Source organism: Streptomyces triculaminicus (genome assembly GCF_017349075.1).
Lineage (GTDB): Bacteria > Actinomycetota > Actinomycetes > Streptomycetales > Streptomycetaceae > Streptomyces > Streptomyces triculaminicus.
In genome coordinates this window covers 1,200,015-1,224,030 of the sequence record NZ_JAFMOF010000002.1, presented here as the reverse complement: position 1 = coordinate 1,224,030, position 24,016 = coordinate 1,200,015, and the positions used below count along the sequence as shown (strand labels likewise).

The window sequence follows — 24,016 nt, the reverse complement described above, 5'->3', positions numbered from 1 at the left end:
CCGATTTCCCGCGTGAGCCCCCCTCGTCGAGGAGCGACTGACACTTGAGCAAGCACCGGAACACCCCCCGCCCCCGCCGGCACCGCACGAAGGACGCCACGACCCGCAAACGGTTCATCGACTACCCACGCCGCGGCCGAGGCCGGCTACGGCGCTGGCTTCCCTCCTGGCGGCAGGTCCTGTGCGTCGTGACGCTGTGCGTGGGCTGCCTGGCCGGCCTGTTCGCGTGGGCCTACGCCGCGTTCGACATCCCCGACGAGAACGCGGCGGCCCGCCAGGAGGCCAACACCTACTACTGGTCGGACGGCAGCCAGATGGTGAGCCTGGGAGCGCTCAACCGCAATATCGTCCGCCTGTCGGACGTGCCGGACTCCGTCGAGAACGCGGTGATAGCCGCCGAGAACGAGAGCTTCTACCGGGATTCCGGCGTCTCGTTCCAGGGCATCGTCCGGGCCGCCGCCAGCGCGGTCCAGGGCGAGGAGACCCAGGGCGGATCGACCATCACACAGCAGTACGTGAAGAACACCTACCTCTCCCAGGAGCAGACCGTCTCCCGGAAGGTGAAGGAATTCGTCATCTCCCTGAAGGTCGACCGGACCAAGAGCAAGCAGGAGATCCTCCAGGGGTACCTCAACACCAGCTGGTTCGGGCGCGGCGCCTACGGAATCGAGGCCGCCGCACAGGCCTACTACGGCATACCCGCCAAGAAGCTCGACCCGAGCCAGGGCGCCATGCTCGCCGCGCTCCTCAAGGGCGCCGAGCTCTACGACCCCTCCACCAGCGCGAGCAACCACGACCGGGCGGTGGACCGCTGGAAGTGGATCCTCGACCGGCAGGTCAAGGTGGGCCTGATGTCCCGGGCGGACCGGGACGCCTACCGGACGTTCCCCGAGCCGCGCAAGCAGTCCACGTCCACCAACCTCGGCGGCCAGACCGGATACCTCGTCGACGTCGCCAACAAATACATCAAGCAGCGCACCCTGCTCACCGACCAGGAACTCGCCCACGGCGGCTACAAGATCTACACGACCTTCGACAAGAACCGCATGCGCAAACTGAGCACGGCGGTGGAGGGCGTGCTCAGCAAGAACATCGACCCCGGCAAGCGTGAGGCCGACAAGGGCGTCCAGGTCGGAGCCGCCTCGGTGCGCCCCTCCGACGGGGCGATCCTCGCCCTCTACGGCGGCCCCGACGCCACCAAGCACTTCACCAACAACGCCGACACGTCCGGCGTACCGGTGGGCTCCGCCTTCAAGCCCTTCGTGCTGGCCTCCGCCCTCGAGAACGGCGCACGCCCCCGCGGCGGCGACCGGCAGGACGTGTCGCCCGACACCTACTACGGGGACGACGGCGCACTGCGCACCGCCTCGGACGGAGCCGGGCCCGACGACTCCCACCCCACGCTGCGCCAGGCCCTGACGACCGGCGGCAACGCCACCTACGTCACGCTGGGCCGGGACGTCGGCCTGGAGAAGGTGCGGGAGACCGCCGTCAACACCGGCCTGCTCAAGGAGAGCATGGCCGAGCTGGAGCAGACCTTCCCCGTCGGCACCTCGACGCCGAGCGCGATCCGCATGGCGGACGCGTACGGCACCTTCGTCCGCCACGGCCTGCAGAACGACCCCTACTCCGTGACCAGGCTCCTCAAGGACGGCACGTCCATCGGCGGGTTCGAGAGCAGGGCGAAGCCCCGGCGTGCGCTGGAGAAGGACGTGGCGGACCGGGTCGCGGACACCCTGCGCGAGGCCGGCACGAAGAGCGCGGCCGACATGGACGCCGACGCGGCCGAACGGATCGGCTCCTTCGCGGCCGGCCGGACGGGCGATCAGGACCGGCTGAGGTCGGCGTGGTTCGTGGGCGCCACGGACGAGCTCTCCACCGCCGTGATGATGTTCCGTACCTCGCCCGACGAGCCGCGGCTGCTGCCCATGTCGGACGTGGGCGGCGACACGACGCAGCGCGGCAACGTCTTCCCTGCCCGCATCTGGGCGGACTACACGAGCGCCCGGTGACCCGTCAGGCGTACGGGCGCAGGGCGTACGACGGGTCCTGGGCGGGCGCGATGTCGCGGGCGCCCCGGGCGTAGAGGGTGGTGAACTCCACCGGTTCGTCGAAGTGCACGGCCGTCACCGGCACCGGCTCGCCCACGGCGGTCTCCTCCTGGCCGATGGTGTAGCCGGTGACGGTGACGAACTGACGGGGACCCTGTTCGTCCACCGAGGAGAATCCTCCGGTGGACGCCTCCCACTCTCCGCCGGCGGACCATTCCCCCCGTATCTCCAGCCGCCCGGGGGCCGGGCAGTGCCAGCGGAAGCGGGTGACGGACATCCCGGCCAGGTTGGCGAGGACCGACCAGCCGCGGCCGTCGGGCAGGAAGGCGAGGTCGCTGCCCTCCATCACGCCGTAGTCGAAGGGGGCGCTGCTCCAGTGGCCGATGAGGGCGTCGTCGTATCGCATGACGGAATCATGTCGCACCCGGCCGGCGGCACGGCTCGGCGCCCGGGGCGGAAGGCGGCCGCGTGCGATGGTGGAGGCATGAGCGAGCTGCCTCCCGAACTCTTCCGGCGGTGGGTGCACTCCTACGAGGAGGACGCCGAGGGTGTGACCGTCTACCGCCCCGGCGGCCACCCCCTGCCGCCCGCGCGCGGCCGCCGGGGCATGGAGATCGTCCCCGACGGCACCTTCGTCGACCGGCCCATCGGCAGCCGCGACGTGCCCGGCGAGGTGGTCGGCCGGTGGGCGTCCGAGGACGGGCGCACGCTCGTCGTCTCCTTCCCCGGGACGGACCGGCCGGGCCGCGCTCTCGAGATCGTCCACTGCGACAAGGACGTACTGAAGGTGCGCGTCATGGACGGCACTCGGTGCTGAGCGGTACCGGTCCTTCGGACGCGCCCTAGCGGTTCAGGTGGTCCCGGGCGAGTGCGGTCAGGACGGTCTGGGTCTTGGGGGCCTGCCGCGAGGACGGCCGCAGGCCGCGCTCCAGCATGGTGCGCTCCAGCAGCTCCTGGGCCTGGGGGGCCTCCGAGTGCCGGGTGCGCAGGGACAGCTCCAGGAAGCGCAGGTCGTCGCCGACGCTCCAGAACTCCGCGATGAGCGGGTGGATCAGGTCCCGGCGGCTGGGCTTCCACTTGATGGCCCGGACCGGGCCGAGCGCCACGAGGTCCTCGAGGTCGCCGTCGCTGATCTCGGCGCTCGCCAGCAGGTCCCGCTGCTCCGGGGTCAGCCGGGGCCCGCGCGAGCGCTTCTTCCCGCCGTCGTCGTCCAGGGGGCGCTCGAAGTCGCCGTCCACCTTCAGTGAGGCCGCCCAGACGCGGTCGCGACCGCTCCAGTCCTCCTCGATCTTGAACTCCCACCCCTTGCCGTCGCGGTTCTCGCGCCAGCAGGAGGGAAGGGCGTCCGGATCGCACGGGCGCAGTTTCGCCGTGAGGTCGCCCTTGTCGCCCTTCGCGGGCCGGCGGAGCCGGATGATGGCCCCGCCCTCCGAGAGGGGGAGGCGGATGTCGTCGCCGTCAGCCCATGGCCTGTCCCAGAAGTAGACGGTCAGACGCTTTCCGTCCGCGGCGTCCAGCCCGAGCGCCCGGCGCGCCCGCTCGGCCGTTCCACCGGAAACGATGATCTTTACTTCGGCCTCCGCGTTCCTGAACGTATCCGCCATGTCACCCTTTATGGCACAGGAAGAGTGGGCGCGCCAACCGGCTTGCGTTCCAAGAGGATTCAGCGTAGGCAGCTATGTGATGTCACCCGGAATCGGGCCTTCAACCGTGGATTCCAGACGTCGTCGGTGACGCCCGGGAGCCGGCCCGCGCCCGCTCGGCGTCCGCCCCGGCGACGAGAGCCGCCGGGGCGGACGTCCGGCATGCGGGCCGCTGCGGCCGTCAGAGTCCCAGGTCCTGCGCGGCCAGGGCGGTTCCCTCGACGCGAGCCCTGATCTTGGCGAACGCGGTGTCGCGCGAGGTGGAGGTGTCGTCGGCGAAGGGGGAGAACCCGCAGTCGTCGCACGTGCCCAGGCGCTCCACGGGCAGGTGCCGGGCCGCGGCGAGGACCCGGTCGCGCACCTCCTCCGGCGTCTCGACACGCGGGTCGATCGGGTCGGTCACGCCGACGAACACCCGCGCGGCGGCCGGCAGGTGCTCGGCGATGACCCCGAGCACCTTGTCCGGTTCGGGTTCACTCGCGAGCTGGACGTAGAAGGCGCCGGCCTTGAGCTGCAGCAGCCTGGGCAGGAGCGCCGCGTAGTCGACGTCGGCGCTGTGGGTGGAGTCCTGGTCGCCGCCCGGGCAGGTGTGCACCCCGATCCGCGCCCGCTCGGCGTCGGAGAACCGCTCCAGGACCCGGTTGTTGAGCGCGACGAACTGCTCGAGCACGCCGCCGGACGGGTCCAGCTTGAGCGAGAGCCGTCCCTCGGTGAAGTCGAGCTGGACGACGTGCGCGCCGGCCTCCAGGCAGCGGCGGATGTCCGTCTCAGCCTCGGTCGCCAGGTCGTCCAGGAACCTCTCGCGGGGGTAGCCCTCGATGCCGTCGGCGGGGTAGAGCAGGCTCAGCGCCGAGGGGGCGATGACGGCCTGCTTGACCGGCACGCCCGCGTGCCGCAGAGCGGCCCGCAGATACCCGTCGGCGTGGACGGCGTAACGGAACGGCCCGCCCGTCAGCCGGGGCAGCTGCCGCTGGTGGCCGTCGGCGAAGGGGATGACGACGCCGTCGGGCGACAGCCGGTCGAGCCCCGCGACGGGATAGGTCGCGAAGCTCGGCTTGGCCTGCTCGCCGTCGGTGACGACCGGCGAGCCGGTCTCCTCCAGGCGGTGGATGGTGTCGCGGACCGCTTGGTCCTGGGCGGCGGCGAGCTCGGCGTCGCCGATCTCGCCGGAGGCGTGGGCCGCCATGGCGGCCAGCAGCTCCGCGGGGCGGGGGATGCTGCCGATGGGCTCGGTGGGAATGGTCACGCGGGGAGGCTAGGTAACGGGCGGTAACCCGGCAATCGCACAGGTGAACTCCGCACCGTTCGCGTGACCGCGACGGTGGTTTCCGGCCATCGTGGGCCGGCCGCCCAGGGCGTGATTACGGGAACCCGCCTTCCGGGAAGGAAGGTTACGCCTGCTGCCGAGCCCGCACCGGGAGGGCACCGTGCCCGTATCCGTGCCGAGACCGCCGTTCAGCCGTCGTACCGCCCTGCACGCGGCGGCCGCGGCGGTGGCCGCCACCCAGGCCACCGCCGTCGCCTCCGCCTCCGCCACCCCGTCGCCGGACCGCCGGCGGGCGCTGCGGGTGATGAGCTTCAACCTGCGCTACGCCTCCGAGACGGGCCCGCACCCCTGGTCCGAGCGCCGGCCCGTCATGCGCCGCCTCCTGCGACGCGAGAAGCCCCACCTGCTGGGGACGCAGGAGGGGCTCCACGGGCAGCTGCGGGACATCGTCGACGACCTCGGCGCGCGCTACGCCTGGATCGGACTGGGCCGGGCCGGCGGCAGTCACGACGAGTTCACGGCCGTCCTCTACGACACCGACCGGCTCACGCCCGAGGAGTACGACCACTTCTGGCTCTCCGACACCCCGGCCCTGATCGGCTCGGCCACCTGGGGCAACACCGTCGTCCGCATGGCGAGCTGGGTCCGCTTCGCCGACCGGCGCACCGGGGGGCGGTTCTACGCGCTCAACACCCATCTCGACCACGCCCACCAGTACGCCCGCGAACGCGGCGCGGAACTGATCAGCAGCAGGCTGCGGGGGCTCGATCCGTCCCTCCCCCGCGTCGTGACCGGCGACTTCAACGTCGCCGCCCACCGCAATCCCGTCTACGACACGATGCTGGACCACGGCACGCTGAAGGACACCTGGGACGACGCCGCCGAGCGCGGCCGGCAGTACGCCACGTTCCACGGCTACCGGCCGCTGGTACCGGACGGGGACCGCGTCGACTGGATCCTGGTGTCCCCCTCGGCCCGCACGCTCAGGGCCGGCATCAACACGTTCTCCGAGGACGGCCGCTTCCCCAGCGACCACCTCCCCGTCCAGGCGCTCGTCGAGCTCTGACCGGCCGCCGGCGCGCCGGCCCGCGGTCAGCAGGGGGCCAGGTCCTCGGTCTCCACCGCGGTGCGCAGCTCCGGGTCCGCGATCAGGTCGGCGGGGTAGAGGGCGCGGCCGACCTCGTGGGGGCGGGCGTAGACGGCGACGAGCTGGCGGACCTTCAGGGGGTCGGCCTCGACGGGCGAGTCGTCCGTCCCGTCGTAGGCGTCGGGCTCGGAGAGGGCCGACCACATCTCCTCGGCGGCGCTCATGAGCTGGTCGGCCTCCTCCCGCGCCCGCCTCCAGTCGCCCTCGCGGATCGCCTGGTCCATGGCGGACACCGTGCCGAGGATCGTGACGTAGTCCTCGGCCAGGCGCTCTTCCTCGGCACTGGGCTCGACAAGCTTGGCAGCCAGCTCGGCAGCGTACATGGGTCCTCCGTACAGAGACATGGTCCGAGGGGCTGATGAGCCTCGGTCCCGGGTATCGTCGCGCGACCGGGGCCGTCCGCTGTTTGTTGACAGCGCAATGGCGGTGATTTGTCACCCGCGCGGTTGAGTCCCGGCGCGTCCGCCACCCCTTGGGCCCGGCGGTGGCCGCCCGTAACTTCCCCGGGATAGCAGCGGGGTTGCTCGGCCGCGCGCCGCGTCCCCGCCGCGTGCCCGGCCGGCGGGGGACGACCGCGTACGGGGCCTTCGCGCGGCAGCACGCCGGGCCGATCTTCCGCCCATCGGAGGAATCATCGGCCGATCGCGGCCGCGGGCGCCCGGGGATGTGCAAGCTGTTCCGGGTGAGGGGATGGCTGAGAACTGGCGTTGTGGTCTTGACGGTTACGGCCGGGCTCGCCCCGGCCGGCGCGGCGGTCGCGGGCGAGGCGGGGCTACGGGCGGAGGCCGGCGGCGTGTCGCTGAGCGCCGTCGCCGGGAGCCTGCCGCGCGCGCTGCCGGCGCTCGCACCGTCCCGTCCGGACGTGGGCGTGCTGGAGGTCGCCGTGCCGGGCGGCGCCGTGCGCGCGCGGGTCACCGACGGTGGTGCGGGGTGTCTGAGCGTCACCACGCGCCTGGTCGCCGCCGACATCGGATGGTGGCCCGCGTGCGGAAGGCCGCGCCCGGCCCTGCCGGTGCGCCGGCTCCCGGCACCGCCGGTGGCCCCGCCGCCCGCGCCCGCTCCCCCGCAGCCGCCTCCGCCCCGTGTCACGCCCGTACGCCCCGCGCCCGCGCCCGTCCCCGCCGCGCCCGAAGCGGCGGCCCTCGTCGCGGAGCCTCCGCCGCCGCCGTCCGCCCCGCCGGTGGCGGCGAAGGTCGTATCGCCCGCGCGCGTGCGGCTCGCTCCTCACCGTGTGCGCCGCCACTACGTCGCGGCGCTGGGGAAGCCGCCGGTCCGCGGCACGTCGATGGTCACGCTCACGCTGATGATCACCGCACCGGCCGTCCTGGCGGCCGCCATGCTGCGGCCGCGCTCCGGCGGCGGCGGTGGGCGCCGCCGCTGACCGCGCGCGCTCCCCTCGCCTGGCGATCACCGGCGGCGGCGGGCGAAGATGGTCACGGCAGGTCGAGACCGCGCTCGCGCTCCCCCTCACGGTGGTGATCGAATGCTCCCGACCGTATTCCCGGACTCCCGGGACGAACGCGGGGATCCGCTGCCTGCCGCGCGGTTCTCGGCCCCGGCCCTTCCCCGCGCCCACGTCCGCAGACAGCGGCTCCTGGACCGGCTCACCGACGGTGCGAACGGGCCCCTGACCCTCGTCACGGGCCCCGCCGGGTCCGGCAAGACGACGCTCGTGGCCGCCTGGGCCCGCTCGGAGACCTGCCGCCGGCCCGGGCCGGTGGCCTGGCTGACGCTGGACACGCACGACAACGCCCCCGGAGTCTTCTGGTCCGGTGTGGCCGAGGCCCTGCGGCGGGCTCTGCCCGCCCTGCCCCTCGACCCGGTCGCCGCGACCCGCCTCCGGAGCGCCGGCCGGTCCCTGCCGGACGCGCTCGCGGAGGCCGTGGAACGGCTGCCCGAGCCGGTGGTGCTCGTCCTCGACGGCTTCGAGAAGCTGCCCGGACGGGACGTGCCGGCCGGCCTGGAGTTCCTCCTCGCCCACGCCGGGCCACGGCTCCGGCTGGTGCTGACCGGCAGGTCCGACCCGCCGCTGCCGTTGCACCGCTACCGCGCGGAGGACCGGCTGACCGAGATCCGGGGCGCCGACCTGGTCTTCACCCCACGCGAGGCGGCGGAGCTCCTGCGGCGGCACGGCCTGACGCCGGGCGAGGACGCCGTGCGCACCCTGACCGGCCGCACCGAGGGCTGGGCCGCGGGCCTGAGGCTGTGCGCCCTCGCCATGCGGCGGTCCGACGACCCGGACGGCTTCGCACGCTCCCCCGCCGCGCCCGAACACGCCGTCACCGGCTACCTGCTCGCCGAGGCCCTCGGCCCACGCCACCCCGACGCGCGGGAACTGCTGATACGGGCCAGCATCCTCGACCCCGTCACCCCGGGCCTGGCGAACGCGCTGACGGGGCGCCGGGACGCCGAGCGGATCCTGTCCGGGCTCGCCCGCGTCAACGCCTTCGTCGAGGCCGGCCCCTCACCCGGACCGGACACCGGGGCCTCGTGGTACCGCCTGCATCCTCTGTACGCGGCGGTCCTGCGGACGTACCTGGAGACCGAGCGGCCCGGGCTCGCGCCGCGGCTGCACGCCCGCGCCGCGCGCCGGCTGGCCGGGTCCGGGCAGGTCGCCGAGGCCCTGGAACACGCGGCGGCCGCCGGGGACTGGCGGTTCTGCGCGCGGGAGGCCGTCCGCCACTCGCCGGTCACGGCCCTGCTCGCCGGGCCCGAGGCGGAGCGGCTCGACGACGTGCTCCGCCACCTGCCCGCGGACCTCCCGGGCGCCGAAGCCGCCCTGCTGGCCGCCGGCCGCCGCCTGGCGCGGCACGACGTCGCCGCCTGCCGCCGGTGGCTCGCGGAGGCCGAACGCCACCTGCGGGACGGGCGCGGGCGCCCGGCGGTGGAGGTGAGGCTCTCCCACGCGCTGCTACGGCTCCTGAGCGGGCCGGACGAGGCCTGCGCGGACGCCCTGGAGGCCTCCCGCGCCGTCCAGGAGCTCGCGGGTCAGGCGCACCCCGCACTGATCGAGGCGCACCCCGAGCTCGAGGCGCTGCGGTGCCTGGGGCTCGCCCGCGCGCTGCTGTGCGCCGGCCGCGTCGACGAGGCGCGCCGGCACTTCGCCGCCGCCGTCGAGGCCTGCTCCGCCGAGACCACGGCCCTGATCCGGCACGAGGCCCTCGGGATGCTCGCGCTCACCGAGAGCGCCGAGGGCGCGCTCGGCGCCGCACAGGACCACGCCTCGCGTTCCCTGGAGCTCGGCGACCGGCACGGCGTGCCTCCCGGCCGCCGCCGCGCGGCCGGCCACCTGGCCCTCGCCATGGTGGCCTGGGAGCGCGACGACCACGGCACCGCACGCCGCCACCTGGAGGAGGCCGAGACCTGCCCCGGAGGCGACGACGACCCGGTGACGGCGGCCTGGAGCGCCGTCCTGCACTGCCGGGCGGAGGCCGCCCGCGGAAGGGCGGAGGCGGCCCTGGCCGCCCTCGACGCACACGGCCCGCCCCGGGGGGCGTGGGCCGCCGAGCGTCTCGCCCTGGAACGCTCCGCCGTCCTCCTGGCCCACGGCGACGCCGAGGGCGCCGCCGACGCCCTGCACGAGGCGGGGACGGACGGGCCCGCACTCGTCGTCGCCCTGGCCTCCGCCCACCTCGCCGCGGGACGCACCGGGCGGGCGCTGCGGCTGGCCGGGCACGCCGACCGCTCGTACCGGCTGGACCTGCCGGACCGGGTCCGCGTCGCGCTGCTGCGCGCCCACGCCGCGGCCCTCGAGGGCGACCCGGCCGACGCCCGCCGCCTGCTCGGCCGGGCCCTGGAGGACGCCCGGCCCGAGGGGCTGCGCAGGCCCTTCGCCGAGGCCGGTGCCTGGCTGCCGCCGCTGCTCGACGGGACCTCCGGCCACGACGGGGCCTCGGCCGCGCCCTGGCCCCCGCCACGGGCCGACGGCCACGAGGTGCGCGCCCCCGCGCCCGTACCGGCGCTCGTGGAGCCGCTCAGCGGCCGTGAGCGGGAGGTGCTCGCCTGTGTGGCGCGGATGCTGTCCACGGACGAGATCGCGGCGGAACTGCACCTGTCGGCCAACACCGTCAAGACGCACCTGCGCAGCATCTACCACAAGCTCTGCGTCTCGCGCCGCCGCGCCGCCGTCGAACGCGGCAAGGAGCTGCACATCCTCTGACGACTCACCCGTTACGGGCGATGCGGGCGGCCCGCCGGGGTGGCGAAGCTGAGAGTGTCCCGATGCATACGCCGGAGGTGGATCATGTCGTCCTCGCTCAACCCGCGTCCCGGCGGGTCCCAGGCCGCGGCAGAGGGGCTGGCGGTCTTCGCCGCCGTGATGATGCTGGTCCTGGGGTTCCTGGATGTGTTCCGGGGCGTGATGGCCCTGGTCCATGACAACATCTTCGTCACGACGCCCAACTACGTCTTCCATTTCAATCTGACGAGCTGGGGCTGGATCCATCTCCTCCTGGGAATTCTGGCGATCATGGTGGGCGTGAGCCTGTTCAAGCTCTCGCTGTGGTCCAGGATCGTCGGCGTGTCGCTGGCGGCCCTGTTGCTTCTCGCCAACTTCCTGTCCATCCCCTACTACCCGCTCTGGTCGATCGTGGTCATCGCCCTGTGCGCGTTCGTCATCTGGGCCCTGTGCGTGGTGAAGCCGAACTCGGCTCCGCCCGGTGGGACGACCCTGGGGCCGACCGGCCACTGAATCCCCTGGCGAGTACGTACCGCTTCCTCATCGAGGCCCTCGCGCCGGCGTGAACGGCGTGGGGGCCTCGTCGCGTCGCGTAGGCGGTGGCGGCGGCGGCGAGCACATCTGTGCTGCGGATTTCGTCGCCTGACGGTACGCCATGTTCTGTTACCGGCGGTAGACATGGGGCGAGAGTCACGTCATGATGCGTTTGGGACTCTCGTGACCAAAGTCCCCCTGCAGCATGGATGACCACGGATCGCCCTGCATATCAGGGAACTTCGTCCGTTCTGCCGTCAACACCCGCAAGAAAGTACGGAATTCAATGAGTCATGTCTCCAGGCGGCGTCTGCTGACGTTCGCCCCCGCCGTCGGGGTCGCCGCGGCCCTTCCCGTCGCCGTCGCGACCGCGGGCTCCGCGGCCGCCGCCCCCCGGCCGCAGAGCGCCGGAAAGGGAAAGGGCGCCGCCCGCTCGCTCCAGGAAATCACCGACGAGTGGGGCCGGTGGATGGCCAGGGAGCGCTTCCCCCAGTCCAACGGCTGCCGCTACACCGCGTCCACGGAGTACGGCAAGCAGAGCTCGCTCGGCGACTACCACCAGCACCAGGTGCGCACGAAGTACACCGGGATCGTCTACGACCCCAGCGCCCCCTCCCCCGTTCCCGGTCAGGTCACCTCCGTGGTCACCAACTACCGCAACGGCACCGACGTCGAGCAGCAGGTCACGTACAAGCAGAGCAAGACGACCGAGCAGGACCTGCGGATCTCGGTGACGGAGTCGCTGAAGATCGGCGTCACGATGGAGGTCTCGGCCGAGATACCGGCGGTCGCCAAGGTCAGCGAGACCACGTCGATCGAGGCGAGCCTGTCCTCGACGCAGGAGTTCGCGCACAGGGAGACCCAGAACTGGAGCGTCGACCTGCCGCTGAGGATCCCGGCGAAGTCCCTCGTCGAGGCGTCCCTGGTGGTCGGCACCCAGAAGTACGACATCGACTGGACCGCCACCGTCACCATGTCGGGGAACGTGGCGATCTGGTTCAACGAGAAGGTCGACCTCAACCACGACGGGGACAACCACTGGCTGTGGTTCGTGCCGATCGAGGAGGTCTTCCGCGACTGCCGGGCCAACGGAATCATCGACACCACCGGCTATGAGGTCACCGCGGACGGCGTGAACGCCTTCGCGAGCGGCACGTTCACCGGCGGCCAGGGCGTCTCGCTGAACATCAACGCCGTCCAGAAGACGCTGGACGGAAAGCCGAAGCGCGGCGTCGCGCCCGTCCGGACCATCCCCGTTCCGCTCAGCCAGAGCGGCAAGCGGGTCATCGCCTCCGGCCGCTGACCGGTGACCGGCGCGCGGGGTCCGCACCGGGGCCGGCCCCGCGCGCCGGTGCGTCGCAGGGGTGCACGTACACTCATGGGCCAATTCCGGGTTCCGCTACCGGAAAAGCACCATCAATAACGGGGACACCTTGCTGACGCACATGAATTCCGGGACACGCCGCCGATCCGCGCTCGCCCTGGCCGGGGCCGTGCTCGCCGCGGTCGCGCTGACCGCCTGCGACGACTCCGACGGGACCAAGTCCGGCGCGAAGAGCGGAAATGACAAAAAGGCCTCCGCCGAGGCGTCGAAGCCGCTGAAGCTCGGGCAGCCCAGCCCCGAGAAGCAGGAGGACGAGCGCTACGGCAAAAAGGGCGAATTCATCATCACGCCGCAGCGCGTCGTCATGGGGAAGGCGTCCGACCTCACCGAGCTGGACGCGAGCAAGTACCAGGGGAAGACCCTCGCCTGGGTCTATGTGAAGGCCAAGCTCGCCGGCGGCGACCCGGAGATGAAGGGCCCGATGCTGTCGACCGACGTCGGCACCGTCTCCGAGGGAGAGCAGCGCGGCACGCGACTCATCCTCATCGGCAGCCTCAGCAGCAAGCCCGCCGACTGCAAGGACACCACCGACGGCACGTGGAAGCAGGGCGACGAGCAGACGTTCTGCACCCCCTTCATCGTGCCGGACGGCAAGAAGGTCACCTACGTGACCTACGCCCGGGGCTTCTACAAGGAGCCCCTGAAGTGGGCGACGCAGTAGACGCGCCGGTACGGGCGACGAACGACAGGGCGGCCGCGACCTCGTGCGAGGTGCGGCCGCCCTGCGGCGTCATGCGGGTCGCGTCCGGATCAGTACGCGGAGTTGACGTTGTCCATGGAGCCGTACTTGTCGGCCGCGTAGTTGCAGGACGCGGTGATGTTGGCGACCGGGTTATAGATGTCCCAGGACGTGCCCTCGACGTGATACGCCTTGAACGTCGGGTCGATGATCTGCAGCAGACCCTTCGACGGCACACCGTTCACCGCATTGACATCCCAGTCATTGATCGCACGGGGGTTACCGGTCGACTCACGCATGATGTTGCGCTTGATGCCGTCATAGGAGGCCGGGATGCCCTTGGCACGCAGGATGTCCAGCGACTCGTTGATCCAGCCGTCCAGGTTGTCCGCGTAGGCCTTCTTCACCGGAGCGGGCTTCGCGGCGGGCTTGGCCGGAGCCGGCTTCGCGGCGGGCTTGGCGGCGGGCTTCATCGGCTTACGGGCCTCGGAACGGCTCGCACGCTCACGGTCGGCCTTCGCCTTCGCCTCGGCCTTCACCGCGGCAGCGGCCTTGACCTGCGCCTGACCGGCAGCAGCGTCCGCGGCCTTCGCCAGGTCCGCGTCCTGCGTCACACCGAACTCCTGAGCACTCAGCGACACGGTCTTCACACCGACCGAGTGAGCATCCGCAGCCTGAGCCTGCGGCACCAGGGCGAACGTCAGAGCGGCGGCACCAGCAGCGGTCACCAGACCCGCAGCGGAGAACTTATGAGCCTTGGACAGAGCGGAATAACCGGAGACGGTGGAGCGCATAACGAGCTGAACCCTTCCAATCGCTTAGTCGCAATGGCCGTCAATGGCGCAAAAAGAGCGCCGTTTCTCGGTCGACGGCGCCGTGCGACTCAGCAATTGTTAGCGGCCCGAAAACCCCCTGGCAAAGGTGTGACCTACGGCCTCAGGCCGCATGCCGTGAGGCCGGACACGGTTTTATCGCGTCCCGTAAGGGGACCTGAATACGGCCCTCTTTCGTATGTGAGCCACGCCCCATGAGCGCCCTCACATCCCCGGCCCTCTTCGCTCGCTCAGTGCGACTGTTCGCACACGGCGTGGCAGGCCTCGATGAGCGCGCGCAGCCCGGCCCCCGGCGGGTCGGGTCGTACGGCGAGATACGTGCGCATCGCGGGGGCGGGGTTGCGCAGGGGGCGGAAGGCCACGCCCGGTACCGGCAGCTGGTCGGCGTGCGGGGCGTAGAAGACGGTCCAGGAGGGCTTGCCGTAGGCGATGGTGGCCAGAGTGTCCTGGACGGTGGTGAATTCCGGGCCGAGGACCGGCTCGAAGCCGGCCGCCCGGCAGGAGCGCGTCACCAGGTCGAACAGCGCGGGGTTGCGGGTCTGCGGGGTGAGCCGTAGCGGCAGGCCGGCGAGGTCGGCCATGTCGATCCCGTCCCGTGCGGCGAGGTCGTGCCCTGCGGGCAGGGCCACCATGAGCGGGTCCTGCCACAGGGGCAGCAGCTCCAGGCCCGTGTCCTCCCGCTCGCCCCGCAGCAGGGTCGCCGTGAGCTCCCCGGAGCGGACGTCCTTCAGCCTGGTGTCGGTGGCCGCGGTCACGAGTTCCAGCTGCGCGTCCGGGGCGAGCCGGGCGAACGCGGCGAGGATGCCCTCCAGCCGTGTGCCCAGCCCCGAGCTGGTGCCCAGGCGCAGCGTGACCGCCCGCTCGGTGCGCAGCCGGTCGATCGCGGCGCGGGCGCGTGCCTCCGCGGCGAGGACGTCCTGGCGTGGGGCAGCAGCTGCCGGCCCGCCTCGGTGAGGGCGACGGTCCGGGTGGTGCGGTCGAAGAGCTCGGCGCCCAGCTCGTGCTCGAGGCGGCGTACCTGCTGGCTGACGGCCGACTGGACGATGTGCAGCCGGTCGGCCGCCCGCCCGAAGTGCAGTTCCTCCGCCACGGTCAGGAAGTAGCGCAGCTGCCGGATCTCCATGCCCACCCCATTGATCACTTCTCGTGATGAGTGTAGGCGCGCTTCGCCGGTTGGTCGCGGGCCCGGTCCGCGGTGGGATGGATCCCGCAAGCGATCAAGGAAATCGAGGCGGCGAAGGAGCCGGGCCATGCCGTATCTGAAGGTCGACGACACGTCCTACTACTACGAGGACGCGTACACGGGCGGGGACGGGACCGCCGTGGGGTCGCTGCTGTTCCTGCACGGCTGGGGAACCAGCGGGCAGGTCTGGAACGCCCAGGTGCCGGCGTTCGCCGATGATCATCGCGTGGTCACGGTCGACTGGCGCGGCTGCGGCCGCTCGGACAGGCCGCTCGGGGGCAACACGCTCGACACGGTCGTGACCGACCTCGTCGGCCTCATCGGCGCCCTGGGCCTCGAGCGGCCGGTCGTCGTCGGCTCGTCGATGGGCGGCATGTTCGCCACCGAGCTGGGCCTGCGGTACCCCGCGCTCGTCGGCGGCGTCGTCTCGGTGGACGGTCCCGCCTACTGGGCGGCCCAGGCCGTCCCCATCGACGATCTGCTGGAGGACCTTCGCCGCGACCGGACCGGCACCGTGGTCGGATGGGTGCCCGAGTGGTTCGCGCCGGGAGCGGACCCGGCCCTGAGCGACGAGACGGTGCGGCAGGTCCTCGACGCGGCCGTGTCCATCGACGAGCTGATCGCCGGGCTCGCCGGCTACGACCCTCGGCCATCCCTGCCCGGGCTCGGCGTCCCGGTCCACTACCTCCACGGCGAGCTCGACAGCCAGATTCCGCCCGAGGTCGCGCGGACGTGCGCCGCGCTGACGCCCGGCGCCGGGGTGACCGTCATCCCCGGGGCGGGCCACATGCCGCATCAGGAGTCGCCCCGCGCGTTCAACGCCGCGCTGCGGGACGCGCTCGCCGGGATGCGCGGCGCCACCCGTACCGCCGCCGTCGCCTGAGCTCCGGCCCCGTCCGGCGCGGGCCGGCTCAGCGCGGCGACGCGTACTGTTCCGCGTCGCCGAACCGCGCCAGGACCAGGGCGCCGGCGATCGAGACGGCGAAACCGGCGAGGGCCAGCAGCCTGAAGCCGTGGCGCGTGGAGTCGCCGAGCCAGAGCACCCCGTAGGCGGCGGGCCAGACGGTCTCGCCGATCACCATGGCCGCCGTGGCCGCGGTGACCGCCCCGGAGCTCAGCGCCTCGATCAGCAGGAGGTAGCCGCCGAGGCCGGCGACGGCCACGGCGTAGGCCGACGGCGCGGTGAGCAGGCGCTGGACGCCGAGGTCCGGCAGCAGGCGCACGGCGACGGCGACCAGGCCGAAGCACAGGCCCGCGATGCCGCCCAGCACCGCGGCCCGCCCGCGCCGGACGCGCCGGGCAACCACCCGGCCGGCGACGACCAGCGCCGGCGTGACGCCGAGGATCACCCACCGCATGCGGGCGTCCCCGGCGCCGGTGCCCTCGTGCCCGGCCGCGACGGCCAGCAGGGCCAGGCCGCAGCACACCCCGCCGACGGCGGCCCACTCCGCGTAACGCAGCCGGATGCCCAGGGCGGCCGCGGCGACGACGGCGGTGACGGCCAGCGACGAGGCGAGGGCCGCCTCGACCAGGAACAGGGGAACCGAGCGCAGGGACACCAGTTCCGCCGCGAAGCCGAGGGTGTCCAGGGCGATGCCGGCCAGGAACGGCCACCGGCGCAGGGTCAGCGCCAGCGTCGCCAGGCCCGCCGCCGGTGTTCCGCCGGCCTGCGCCGTGCGCGCGCCCATCGCCTGGAGCACGGTGGCCGTGCCCATGCAGACGGCGGCACAGAAGGCCATGACGACGCCGAACACCATGGACGCACCGTAACCGCCCGGCCGCGAAGGAGCTGCGCAGATCCCTCCTCGGCGCGCCCGCCCCGGTCAGGGCGGCGGGCCGGTCAGCGCCGCTGTCCGGTCAGGGCCGTGCGCCGGTCACCCGGTCCGCGCGTACGCACTCGATCATGTAGTCGCCGGTGTCGGGGTCCACGGTGACGCCGTGGGTCTCGCTGCGGAAGCCGGGGAACTCGCGGTCGAAGGCCTCCAGGGCGCCGAGGTAGCGCAGCAGCGGCCCGTCGGCGGTGCCGGTGGACTCGCCGGGCATGAGGACGGGGATGCCCGGCGGCGTGACGGTGACCATGGCGGCCGCCACCCGCCCGGGAGCGTCCGCGAGCGTGACCCGCTCGGTACCCTCCCGGATCAGCTGCTGGTAGCACCACTGGGGCGGGGTGACCGGCTCGGGCAGGTCCTGGAAGGCCGTGTCCAGCAGGGTGACCAGATCGGCCCGGCGCAGGTGGTCGTGCATGCTCCGACACAGCTCGCTCAGCGTCGTGCCGGCGTAGCGCCGCGGGTACTGCGCGACGAGGTCGGGCAGGACGCGGTCGAGGGAGGTGTCGGCGTCGTGGAGCGCCTTGAAGTCCATCAGGGCGTCGAGGAGCGTTCCCCATTTGCCCTTGGTGATGCCCATGGAGAAGAGGATGAGCGTGGTGTAGCTGTCGGTCTTCTCCACCATGATGTTCCGGGTGGCCAGATAGGCGGTCAGGACGCGGGCGGGCACGCCGTGGTCGGCCCACCGTCCGGTGGCGTCGATGCCCGGGCAGGTGAGCGTCACCTTGACCGGGTCGAGCATCGCGTACCCCTCGCCGAGGCCGGCGAAGCCGTGCCAGTCGGCGCCCGGCTCGAGCTGCCAGCAGGACGGCTGGGTGCGCAGCAGCTCGGCGGGGGCGTCGGCGAAGTCGTGCTGTTCGCCGGTGGCCGGGTCGGTGACCGTACGGGGCTGCCAGACGCCGAAGAACCAGGCGGGCCGGTCCCCCGCCGCCGCCACGCGCCTGCCCGTGCGGACCACGGCCTGGCGGAAGCGGACGGCCTCGGTGACCGCCTCGTCGACGAGCCACTGCCCCTGCGGCCCGTCCATCATTCCGGCGGCCACGTCGAGGGAGGCGATGGCGGGATAGAGCGGCGAGGTGGTGCCGTGCATCATGAAGGCCTCGTTGAACCGGTCGTGCTCCACCGGCGCCCGGGGCGAGGACTTCACATGCACCATCGCGCTCTGGGAGAGCGCGGCCAGTAGCTTGTGCGTGGACTGCGTGGTGAAGACCGTGGGACGTTCGGGGCCGGCGAAGGTGTCGGGCCCCACCGCCATTCCGTAGCGCCGGTCGTAGAGCGGGTGGAAGCGCGCGTAGGCGAACCAGGCCTCGTCGAAGTGCACGCGCGGCGTGCTCGCGGCGAGCTCCCGGGCGACCTCGACGGCGTCGTAACACAGCCCGTCGTACGTGGAGTTGGTGACCACCGCGTACTCGGCCCCGGGCGAACGCGCCGCACGGGCCAGCGGGTTGCCGGCGACGCGCTCGCGCACGGCCGCCGCGCCGATCTCGGCCGGGGGCAGCGGGCCGGCCAGTCCGTAGCCGTTGCGGGTGGGGACGAGGTAGACGGGACGGGCGCCGGACAGGATCAGGCCGTGCAGGACGGACTTGTGACAGTTGCGGTCGACCAGGGCGATCTCGTCGTGGGAGACGCAGTAGTGACCCACCATGCGGTCGGCGGTGGAGTTGCCGTGGAGGACGAAGTACGTGCGGTCGGCGCCGAAGACGCGTGCGGCGTTGCGCTCGGCGTCCCCGATCGGGCCCGTGTGCTCGAAGAGGGAGCCGAGTTCCTCGACCGAGATGGACAGGTCGCTGCGGAAGAGCCGTTCGCCGTAGTAGTCGAAGAAGGCGCGCCCGACCGACGACTTCAGGAAGGCGACGCCGCCCGCGTGGGCCGGGGTGTGCCAGGAGTACTCGTGGGCGCCGTCGAAGTGGCGCAGCGCCTTGAAGAACGGCGGGAGCACGGTCTCCCGGTAGGCGCGCGCCGCGCCGGCGATCCGCCCGGCGATGAACGCCGGAGTGTCCTCCAGCGGCCAGACGTAGCCGACCACGGCCTCGGACACCCACAGCGGCAGGTGGTCGAGGTCCTCGTCGGCCCCGTCGGCCATGACGAGCAGCACCGGCAGGTCCTTGAAGCGCCGGCCGATCTGACGCAACACCGCTGCGCCGCCCGGCTCGTCCTTGCTGCTGTCGCCGGGAGCGAGGTCCCAGGCCACCACCGCGGCGGCGATGCCCGCCTCCGTGCGCAGCACCGCCCGCGCGTCGGCCTCGGTGCGGGCCCAGCGCACCTCCAGGCCGTGGTCCTCCACGGCCTTACGGATCCTGCGCAGCTGCTCCGCCCCGGAATCCGGCGCGTGCGGGTCCTCCCGCAACGCGAACAGAACGGTGCCGACGGCCATGTCGCCCCCCATGTTCCCCCGCCATGCCTCTTGTGATCATCACTCTGCTGAGCGTTCAGTCTCGTCAGGAGAGGGCGGGCAGGTGGCGAGGGAACGACGGAACCACCCGTGGGAGGGGCGAGGCCGGGGGAAACTCGCTCACGCGCTCGACGGGCCGGCCGCCGGTCAGCAGGCGACGAGCAGCTCGTGCAGGCCACGGATGACGAACCCGGGCTTCCACTCCGGCTCGGCCACGAGCCGCATCCCCGGTGCCTGGCGCAGCAGTTCGCCGAACACGGCGATGAGTTCGCGGCGCGCGAGGGGGGCTCCCAGGCAGTAGTGGATGCCGGCCCCGAAGCCGAGGTGGGGATTGTCGGAGCGGGTGATGTCCAGCCGGCCGGGGTCGTGGAAGCGGGCCGGGTCGTGGTGGGCCGAGCCGAAGAGAAGGGCGACCTCGGCGCCGCGCGGGATCACGGTGCCGCCGATCTCGATGTCGTCGAGCACCCAGCGCTCGAAGAGCTGCAACGGCGAGTCGTAGCGGATCAGTTCCTCGACCGCCGTGGGCAGCAGCCGGTGGTCGGCTCGGAGCGCGGCGAGTTGGCCGGGGTGACGGAACAGGGCCCACCAGCCGTTGCCGGTGGTGTTCACGGTGGCCTCGTGGCCGGCGTTGAGGAGCAGGACGCAGGTGGAGACCATTTCCTGCTCGGTGAGCCGGTCCCCGGCGTCGTGCGCGGCGATGAGCGCGCTGATGAGATCGTCGGCCGGCCGCGTGCGCCGGTGGGCGATCAGGTCCCGCAGGTAGGCGGAGAAGTCCTCGGACGCGCGGACCGCGCGGCGTGCCGTCTCCTCGTCCGGGTTCAGCTCGTACATCCCGCAGATGTCCGCCGACCAGGGCCGCAGCAGCCCCCGGTCCGCCGCGGGGATGCCGAGCATCTCGGCGATGACGGCCACCGGCAGCGGTTCGGCCACCGTGGCGATCAGATCGCCGCCGCCCTCCGCGACGAGGCCGTCGACCAGCTCGCGGGCCAGCCGGCGCACGGTCGGCTCGAGCCCCTCGACCGTGCGGGGGGTGAAGGCCTGCGACACCAGGCGCCGGATCCGTGTGTGGTCGGGGGCCTCCAGGTCGAGCAGGCCGTTGCCGTTGAGGACGTGGAAGGGCTCATGACCGGCCGGCGGCGGGGTCCGGCCGAACTCCTCGTGCGTGAAGCGGTGGAGATACGTACGCCCCAGCCGCCGGTCCCGCAGCAGCGCCCGTACGTCCGCGTCGTGCGGCACCAGCCACTGCCGGCTGGGGGCGAACCAGTGGACGCGCCCGGAGGCGCGCAGCCGGGCGTAACCGGGATAGGGGTCGGCGACGAAACGGGGGTTCCACGGGTCGAAGTCGGCGCTCGCGTCCATGGGACGGATGCTAGCCGGGCGGCCGGGTTGTGGAGAGGGCCCGACGAAACTCAAGGCCCCCGGGAGCATGTCCCGGGGGCCTTGGGGGGTGCTTTTCCACCGCTCGGTTCGATCAATAAGCGGAGTTGACGTTGTCCATGGAGCCGTACTTGTCGGCCGCGTAGTTGCAGGACGCGGTGATGTTGGCGACCGGGTTATAGATGTCCCAGGACGTGCCCTCGACGTGATACGCCTTGAACGTGGGGTCGATGATCTGCAGCAGACCCTTCGACGGCACACCGTTCACCGCGTTCACATCCCAGTCATTGATCGCCTGGGGGTTACCCGTCGACTCACGCATGATGTTGCGCTTAATACCGTCGTAGGAGGCCGGGATGCCCTTGGCACGCAGGATGTCCAGCGACTCGTTGATCCAGCCGTCCAGGTTGTCCGCGTAGGCCTTCTTCACCGGAGCGGGCTTGGCAGCGGGCTTGGCCGGGGCCGGCTTCGCAGCGGGCTTGAGGGCCTTGCGCTCGGTGGAGCGGCTGGCGCGCTCGCGGTCGGCCTTGGCCTTCGCCTCGGCGTCCGCCTTCGCCTTCACCGCGGCCTTCGCATCCACGCCCGCCTTCACGGCGGCACCGTCCGCGGCCTTCGCCAGGTCCGCATCCTGCGTCACACCGAACTCCTGAGCACTCAGCGACACGGTCTTCACACCGACCGAGTGAGCATCCGCAGCCTGAGCCTGCGGCACCAGGGCGAACGTCAGAGCGGCGGCACCAGCAGCGGTCACCAGACCCGCAGCGGAGAACTTATGAGCCTTGGACAGAGCGGAATAACCGGAGACGGTGGAGCGCATAACGAGCTGAACCCTTCCAATCGCTTACGTCGCAATGGCCGTCAATGGCGCAAAAAGAGCGCCGTTTCTCGGTCGACGGCGCCGTGCGACTCAGCAATTGTTAGCGGCCCGAAAACCCCCTGGCAAAGGTGTGACCTACGGCCTCAGGCCGCATGCCGTGAGGCCGGACACGGTTTTATCGCGTCCTGTAAGGGGACCTGAATACGGCCCTCTTTCGTATGTGAGCCACGCCCCATGAGGGGCCTCACAGCAGCGCTTCTCCGCGCGAGCGTGCGCACGCGGAGCGTCAGCGAATTCGGTCGCCGCGACGGCGCCGGCAGTAGGCGACCGTCACCACCGCCAGCAGCGGGCCCCAGGCCAGTAGCGGTGCGCAGCAGACCGTCATCAGCCAGGCGAGCGCGCCCTTGGGGGCGTCGGGCGCGGCCATCTGCCCTTCCCAGCCGCCGCACGCCGCCGTGAACGCGATGGCCGTGACCACTGCGGCGCCGAGCAGGGCGGGCACGGCGGCGGCGAGGGTGGGGATGCGCCGGCTGCCGAGCCAGGGCACCCAACCGGGCACTCTCTCGCCCCACGACTGGACCAGGCCGAGGGTGAGCAGGCCCAGGCACTCGGCGAACACGCTCAGGGCGATGAGATAGAGGGACGTCGGGCCCGGAAAGTTGCTCCTGTGCAGGGGATTGCCTTCGGCGAATCCGGACGGCATGCCGAAGGCGACGGCGATCCGCCACAGGCCCGAGGGCAGGAGGGTGAGCGCGGCCGCGTGGGCGGCCCAGCGGACCGGGCGGGAGACCGCGGGGCTCTCGTTCGCCGGCCGGGGGCCGGCCGTCGCGCGGGGCGCGGCCGTCAGGGAATGGGACATGGGGGTGTCCTCCTCGTCGCAGGGGTCGTCGGTGGCCGTCAGTGCTCGCGGCCGGGCCAGCCGGCGGGCAGAGGCGGCAGCTCCGCGTGCTTCACCGTGAAGCCGCCCTCGGCCACGGGGGCGAAGGGGGCGGGTGCCATGCAGGTGCCGACGTGCGGCATGACCACCTTGCCGTCGACGACGTCGAGGTTGCTGACGCCCCAGTGGAATCCGAACCGGCCCTTGCCCGGGCCTCCGGTCCTGACGCTGAAGCCCATGCGCGTGCCGATCTCGCCCGGGTCCTGCGACTTGGTGACGACGGCGGTGAGCGTCGCGGTGTCGCCGCCGGTGACCAGGCAGTCCACCGCGGCCTCGCCGCGCCGCGCCTCCTTCTTCTCGGGCGACCAGTGGTAGATGGTGACCTTGCCCCGCGCGTCGGTGGGCATCCCCATCGGGAACTCGCCGACGGGGCGGCTGAAGGGCGCGGACTGGGCCTCCACGGAGAAGCGGATCTCGTCCTTGGGCGAGTAGGCGTAGGAGATGCGGGCCTTCCCGCTCACCTGGGCGACCGCCGCCGGCTTCTTCGCGTGGACCGCCTCGTGAGCCGTATCCGTGCCCGAGGCGGAGGAGGATGCGGAGGCGGAGGAGGCCACCGTGGCCAGCGCGGCGAAGACGGTGGCGGTGGCGAGGGCCGCGGCGGTGGTCCTGCGGCGGGGCGTGGAGAAGACGCTCATGTCGGGCTCCCTGGTGTTCGGGGTGGATCGGTTGACGGGCTCCAATCTCGTCGGTGGCCGGGGGCCCGGGCCATCGGCCGATCGGCAGAGATCCGGTGCGAACGGGCCTGTGCGCTCTGCCGATCGGGAGAGGAGAGAGTCGAACGCCCGCTCGTAGGATCAGGGGTGTGGGGACGATGGAACGGACGACGGGGCGCATGGGACACCGGGATGTGGGGCCGGCCGTGATCGCGGTGGGGTGTGGCGGGGCGGGGGCCGTCGGCGCGTACGGCGCGCGGGTGGCGCCGTACGGGGTCGTGCCCGCCGTCGCCGCCGTGGCGCTGCTCGTGTGGTGCCTGTGCCGGTGGCGCCGGGCGCGGGGCCGTCTCGCCCTGCCCGTTGCGCTGGTGGGTGTGCTGTCGCTGGCGACCACGGTGGCCGGCGTTCCGCCGACGGTCTCCGGGGGCGCGTGGCCGCGGCTCGTGGAGACGGCGACGCTGCTCGTCCTGCTCGTCGTCGTGGCCCGCTGGGCGCCGCTGCGGCACGCGGTGGCGGCGGGTGCGGTGGCGGGCACGGCGGTGGCGGTGTGGACGCTCCCGCTGTTGCCCCACCCGTCGGTGCTGGTGATGGCCGGCGCGGCGGCGTTCTGGTGGCTGCCCGTGTGCGGGGCGGCCGTCGTCGGCGGCTATCCGCGGCTGATGGAGTACCGCAGGGACCGGCTGGTCGCCGGGACGCGCCGCTCCCAGCAGCTGGAACTGGCCCGCGACCTGCACGACTTCGTCGCTCATGACGTCAGCGGCATCGTGGCCCAGGCGCAGGCCGCGCGGTTCGTCGCGGCGGCCGACCCGGGACAGGCCGTGCCGGCTCTGGAGCGCATCGAGAAGGCGGGCCTGAACGCGCTGGCGTCGATGGACCGCATGGTCCGGATGCTGCACGACACGGACGGGGCGGACGGGACCGGCGGGGCGCGGGGGCCGGTACGGGCGACGAGGCGATCGAGCCGCTGCCCGGCGTTGACCAACTGCCCGGCCTCGTCGAGCGGTTCACCGCCGCCGGTCCGGGCGAGGCCCGGCTCTCCATGGCCCCGGAGGCGGCCGGGGACCTCTCCCGTGACACGGGCTCCACGGCCTACCGGGTCGTCGTCGAGGCCCTGAC

Annotated in this window: 21 protein-coding genes and 1 pseudogene; 10 read left to right on the top strand and 12 right to left on the bottom strand. The window is 72.6% G+C overall.

Annotation, left to right across the window (positions count from 1 at the left end; genetic code table 11):
• Window positions 1-44: 44 nt before the first annotated feature.
• Window positions 45-2,012, top strand: coding sequence for a transglycosylase domain-containing protein (locus tag J1792_RS15580; protein ID WP_207247499.1), 1,968 nt, complete (start codon window positions 45-47; stop codon window positions 2,010-2,012).
• 4 nt (window positions 2,013-2,016) lie between these two features.
• Here the strand turns inward: J1792_RS15580 and J1792_RS15575 are convergent, their stop codons facing one another.
• Window positions 2,017-2,457, bottom strand: a complete 441-nt coding sequence (locus tag J1792_RS15575; RefSeq protein ID WP_207247498.1) for a hypothetical protein — start codon at window positions 2,455-2,457, stop codon at window positions 2,017-2,019.
• Window positions 2,458-2,535: 78 nt separating this feature from the next.
• Here J1792_RS15575 and J1792_RS15570 point away from each other — a divergent pair, with 78 nt between their 5' ends.
• Window positions 2,536-2,868 (top strand): hypothetical protein, encoded by a 333-nt coding sequence (locus tag J1792_RS15570; protein WP_086566748.1) that lies wholly within the window; start codon window positions 2,536-2,538, stop codon window positions 2,866-2,868.
• A 25-nt stretch (window positions 2,869-2,893) separates the two neighbouring features.
• Here the strand turns inward: J1792_RS15570 and J1792_RS15565 are convergent, their stop codons facing one another.
• On the bottom strand, window positions 2,894-3,655 hold the full coding sequence (locus J1792_RS15565) for a hypothetical protein (protein ID WP_086566746.1): 762 nt from the start codon (window positions 3,653-3,655) through the stop codon (window positions 2,894-2,896).
• Between the two features lie 220 nt (window positions 3,656-3,875).
• Complete coding sequence (locus J1792_RS15560) at window positions 3,876-4,940, bottom strand: cobalamin-independent methionine synthase II family protein (RefSeq protein WP_086566744.1); 1,065 nt, start codon at window positions 4,938-4,940, stop codon at window positions 3,876-3,878.
• Window positions 4,941-5,133: 193 nt separating this feature from the next.
• On the opposite strand from J1792_RS15560, the gene J1792_RS15555 reads away from it, so the two are divergent.
• Window positions 5,134-6,027 carry an endonuclease/exonuclease/phosphatase family protein gene (locus tag J1792_RS15555; RefSeq protein ID WP_086566812.1) on the top strand — a complete coding sequence of 298 codons (894 nt, stop codon included), beginning with the start codon at window positions 5,134-5,136 and terminating at the stop codon, window positions 6,025-6,027.
• Between the two features lie 26 nt (window positions 6,028-6,053).
• Here J1792_RS15555 and J1792_RS15550 read toward each other — a convergent pair whose 3' ends face one another.
• Window positions 6,054-6,431: a hypothetical protein gene (locus J1792_RS15550; protein WP_086566743.1), complete on the bottom strand. Its 378-nt coding sequence runs from the start codon at window positions 6,429-6,431 to the stop codon at window positions 6,054-6,056.
• Between the two features lie 386 nt (window positions 6,432-6,817).
• On the opposite strand from J1792_RS15550, the gene J1792_RS15545 reads away from it, so the two are divergent.
• The 5 genes from J1792_RS15545 to J1792_RS15525 all read left to right on the top strand — a co-directional run bounded on the left by J1792_RS15545 (window position 6,818) and on the right by J1792_RS15525 (window position 12,864).
• On the top strand, window positions 6,818-7,489 hold the full coding sequence (locus J1792_RS15545) for a hypothetical protein (RefSeq protein ID WP_207247845.1): 672 nt from the start codon (window positions 6,818-6,820) through the stop codon (window positions 7,487-7,489).
• Between the two features lie 102 nt (window positions 7,490-7,591).
• On the top strand, window positions 7,592-10,267 hold the full coding sequence (locus J1792_RS15540; protein WP_207247497.1) for a winged helix-turn-helix domain-containing protein: 2,676 nt from the start codon (window positions 7,592-7,594) through the stop codon (window positions 10,265-10,267).
• Between the two features lie 84 nt (window positions 10,268-10,351).
• A complete protein-coding gene (locus tag J1792_RS15535; RefSeq protein ID WP_207247496.1) occupies window positions 10,352-10,798 on the top strand; it encodes a DUF7144 family membrane protein in 447 nt (148 codons plus the stop codon).
• A gap of 307 nt (window positions 10,799-11,105) precedes the next feature.
• Window positions 11,106-12,122 carry an ETX/MTX2 family pore-forming toxin gene (locus tag J1792_RS15530; protein WP_207247495.1) on the top strand — a complete coding sequence of 339 codons (1,017 nt, stop codon included), beginning with the start codon at window positions 11,106-11,108 and terminating at the stop codon, window positions 12,120-12,122.
• Between the two features lie 142 nt (window positions 12,123-12,264).
• Entirely contained in the window at window positions 12,265-12,864 is a 600-nt protein-coding gene (locus J1792_RS15525) for a hypothetical protein (RefSeq protein WP_207247494.1), read from the top strand.
• 89 nt (window positions 12,865-12,953) lie between these two features.
• Here J1792_RS15525 and J1792_RS15520 read toward each other — a convergent pair whose 3' ends face one another.
• Together J1792_RS15520 and J1792_RS15515 are read right to left on the bottom strand one after the other, a co-directional pair.
• Window positions 12,954-13,676 (bottom strand): transglycosylase SLT domain-containing protein, encoded by a 723-nt coding sequence (locus J1792_RS15520; protein WP_207247493.1) that lies wholly within the window; start codon window positions 13,674-13,676, stop codon window positions 12,954-12,956.
• A gap of 269 nt (window positions 13,677-13,945) precedes the next feature.
• Window positions 13,946-14,838 (bottom strand): annotated as a pseudogene (locus J1792_RS15515) (LysR family transcriptional regulator).
• A gap of 127 nt (window positions 14,839-14,965) precedes the next feature.
• On the opposite strand from J1792_RS15515, the gene J1792_RS15510 reads away from it, so the two are divergent.
• Complete coding sequence (locus J1792_RS15510) at window positions 14,966-15,781, top strand: alpha/beta fold hydrolase (RefSeq protein WP_086566964.1); 816 nt, start codon at window positions 14,966-14,968, stop codon at window positions 15,779-15,781.
• Window positions 15,782-15,809: 28 nt separating this feature from the next.
• Here the strand turns inward: J1792_RS15510 and J1792_RS15505 are convergent, their stop codons facing one another.
• The 6 genes from J1792_RS15505 to J1792_RS15480 form a co-directional block, all read right to left on the bottom strand.
• Window positions 15,810-16,655: a hypothetical protein gene (locus J1792_RS15505; RefSeq protein ID WP_086566966.1), complete on the bottom strand. Its 846-nt coding sequence runs from the start codon at window positions 16,653-16,655 to the stop codon at window positions 15,810-15,812.
• A 100-nt stretch (window positions 16,656-16,755) separates the two neighbouring features.
• The gene (locus J1792_RS15500; protein ID WP_207247492.1) at window positions 16,756-19,098 is read right to left on the bottom strand and encodes an Orn/Lys/Arg family decarboxylase; all 2,343 of its coding nucleotides are present in this window, start codon (window positions 19,096-19,098) and stop codon (window positions 16,756-16,758) included.
• Between the two features lie 165 nt (window positions 19,099-19,263).
• Window positions 19,264-20,475 carry a cytochrome P450 gene (locus J1792_RS15495; protein WP_207247491.1) on the bottom strand — a complete coding sequence of 404 codons (1,212 nt, stop codon included), beginning with the start codon at window positions 20,473-20,475 and terminating at the stop codon, window positions 19,264-19,266.
• Window positions 20,476-20,587: 112 nt separating this feature from the next.
• A complete protein-coding gene (locus J1792_RS15490) occupies window positions 20,588-21,310 on the bottom strand; it encodes a transglycosylase SLT domain-containing protein (protein ID WP_207247490.1) in 723 nt (240 codons plus the stop codon).
• Between the two features lie 286 nt (window positions 21,311-21,596).
• Complete coding sequence (locus J1792_RS15485; RefSeq protein ID WP_207247489.1) at window positions 21,597-22,169, bottom strand: hypothetical protein; 573 nt, start codon at window positions 22,167-22,169, stop codon at window positions 21,597-21,599.
• Window positions 22,170-22,207: 38 nt separating this feature from the next.
• Window positions 22,208-22,882: a hypothetical protein gene (locus J1792_RS15480; protein WP_207247488.1), complete on the bottom strand. Its 675-nt coding sequence runs from the start codon at window positions 22,880-22,882 to the stop codon at window positions 22,208-22,210.
• A 197-nt stretch (window positions 22,883-23,079) separates the two neighbouring features.
• Here J1792_RS15480 and J1792_RS15475 point away from each other — a divergent pair, with 197 nt between their 5' ends.
• Window positions 23,080-24,015: a histidine kinase gene (locus tag J1792_RS15475; protein ID WP_242645930.1), complete on the top strand. Its 936-nt coding sequence runs from the start codon at window positions 23,080-23,082 to the stop codon at window positions 24,013-24,015.
• The last annotated feature ends 1 nt before the right edge of the window (window position 24,016 follow it).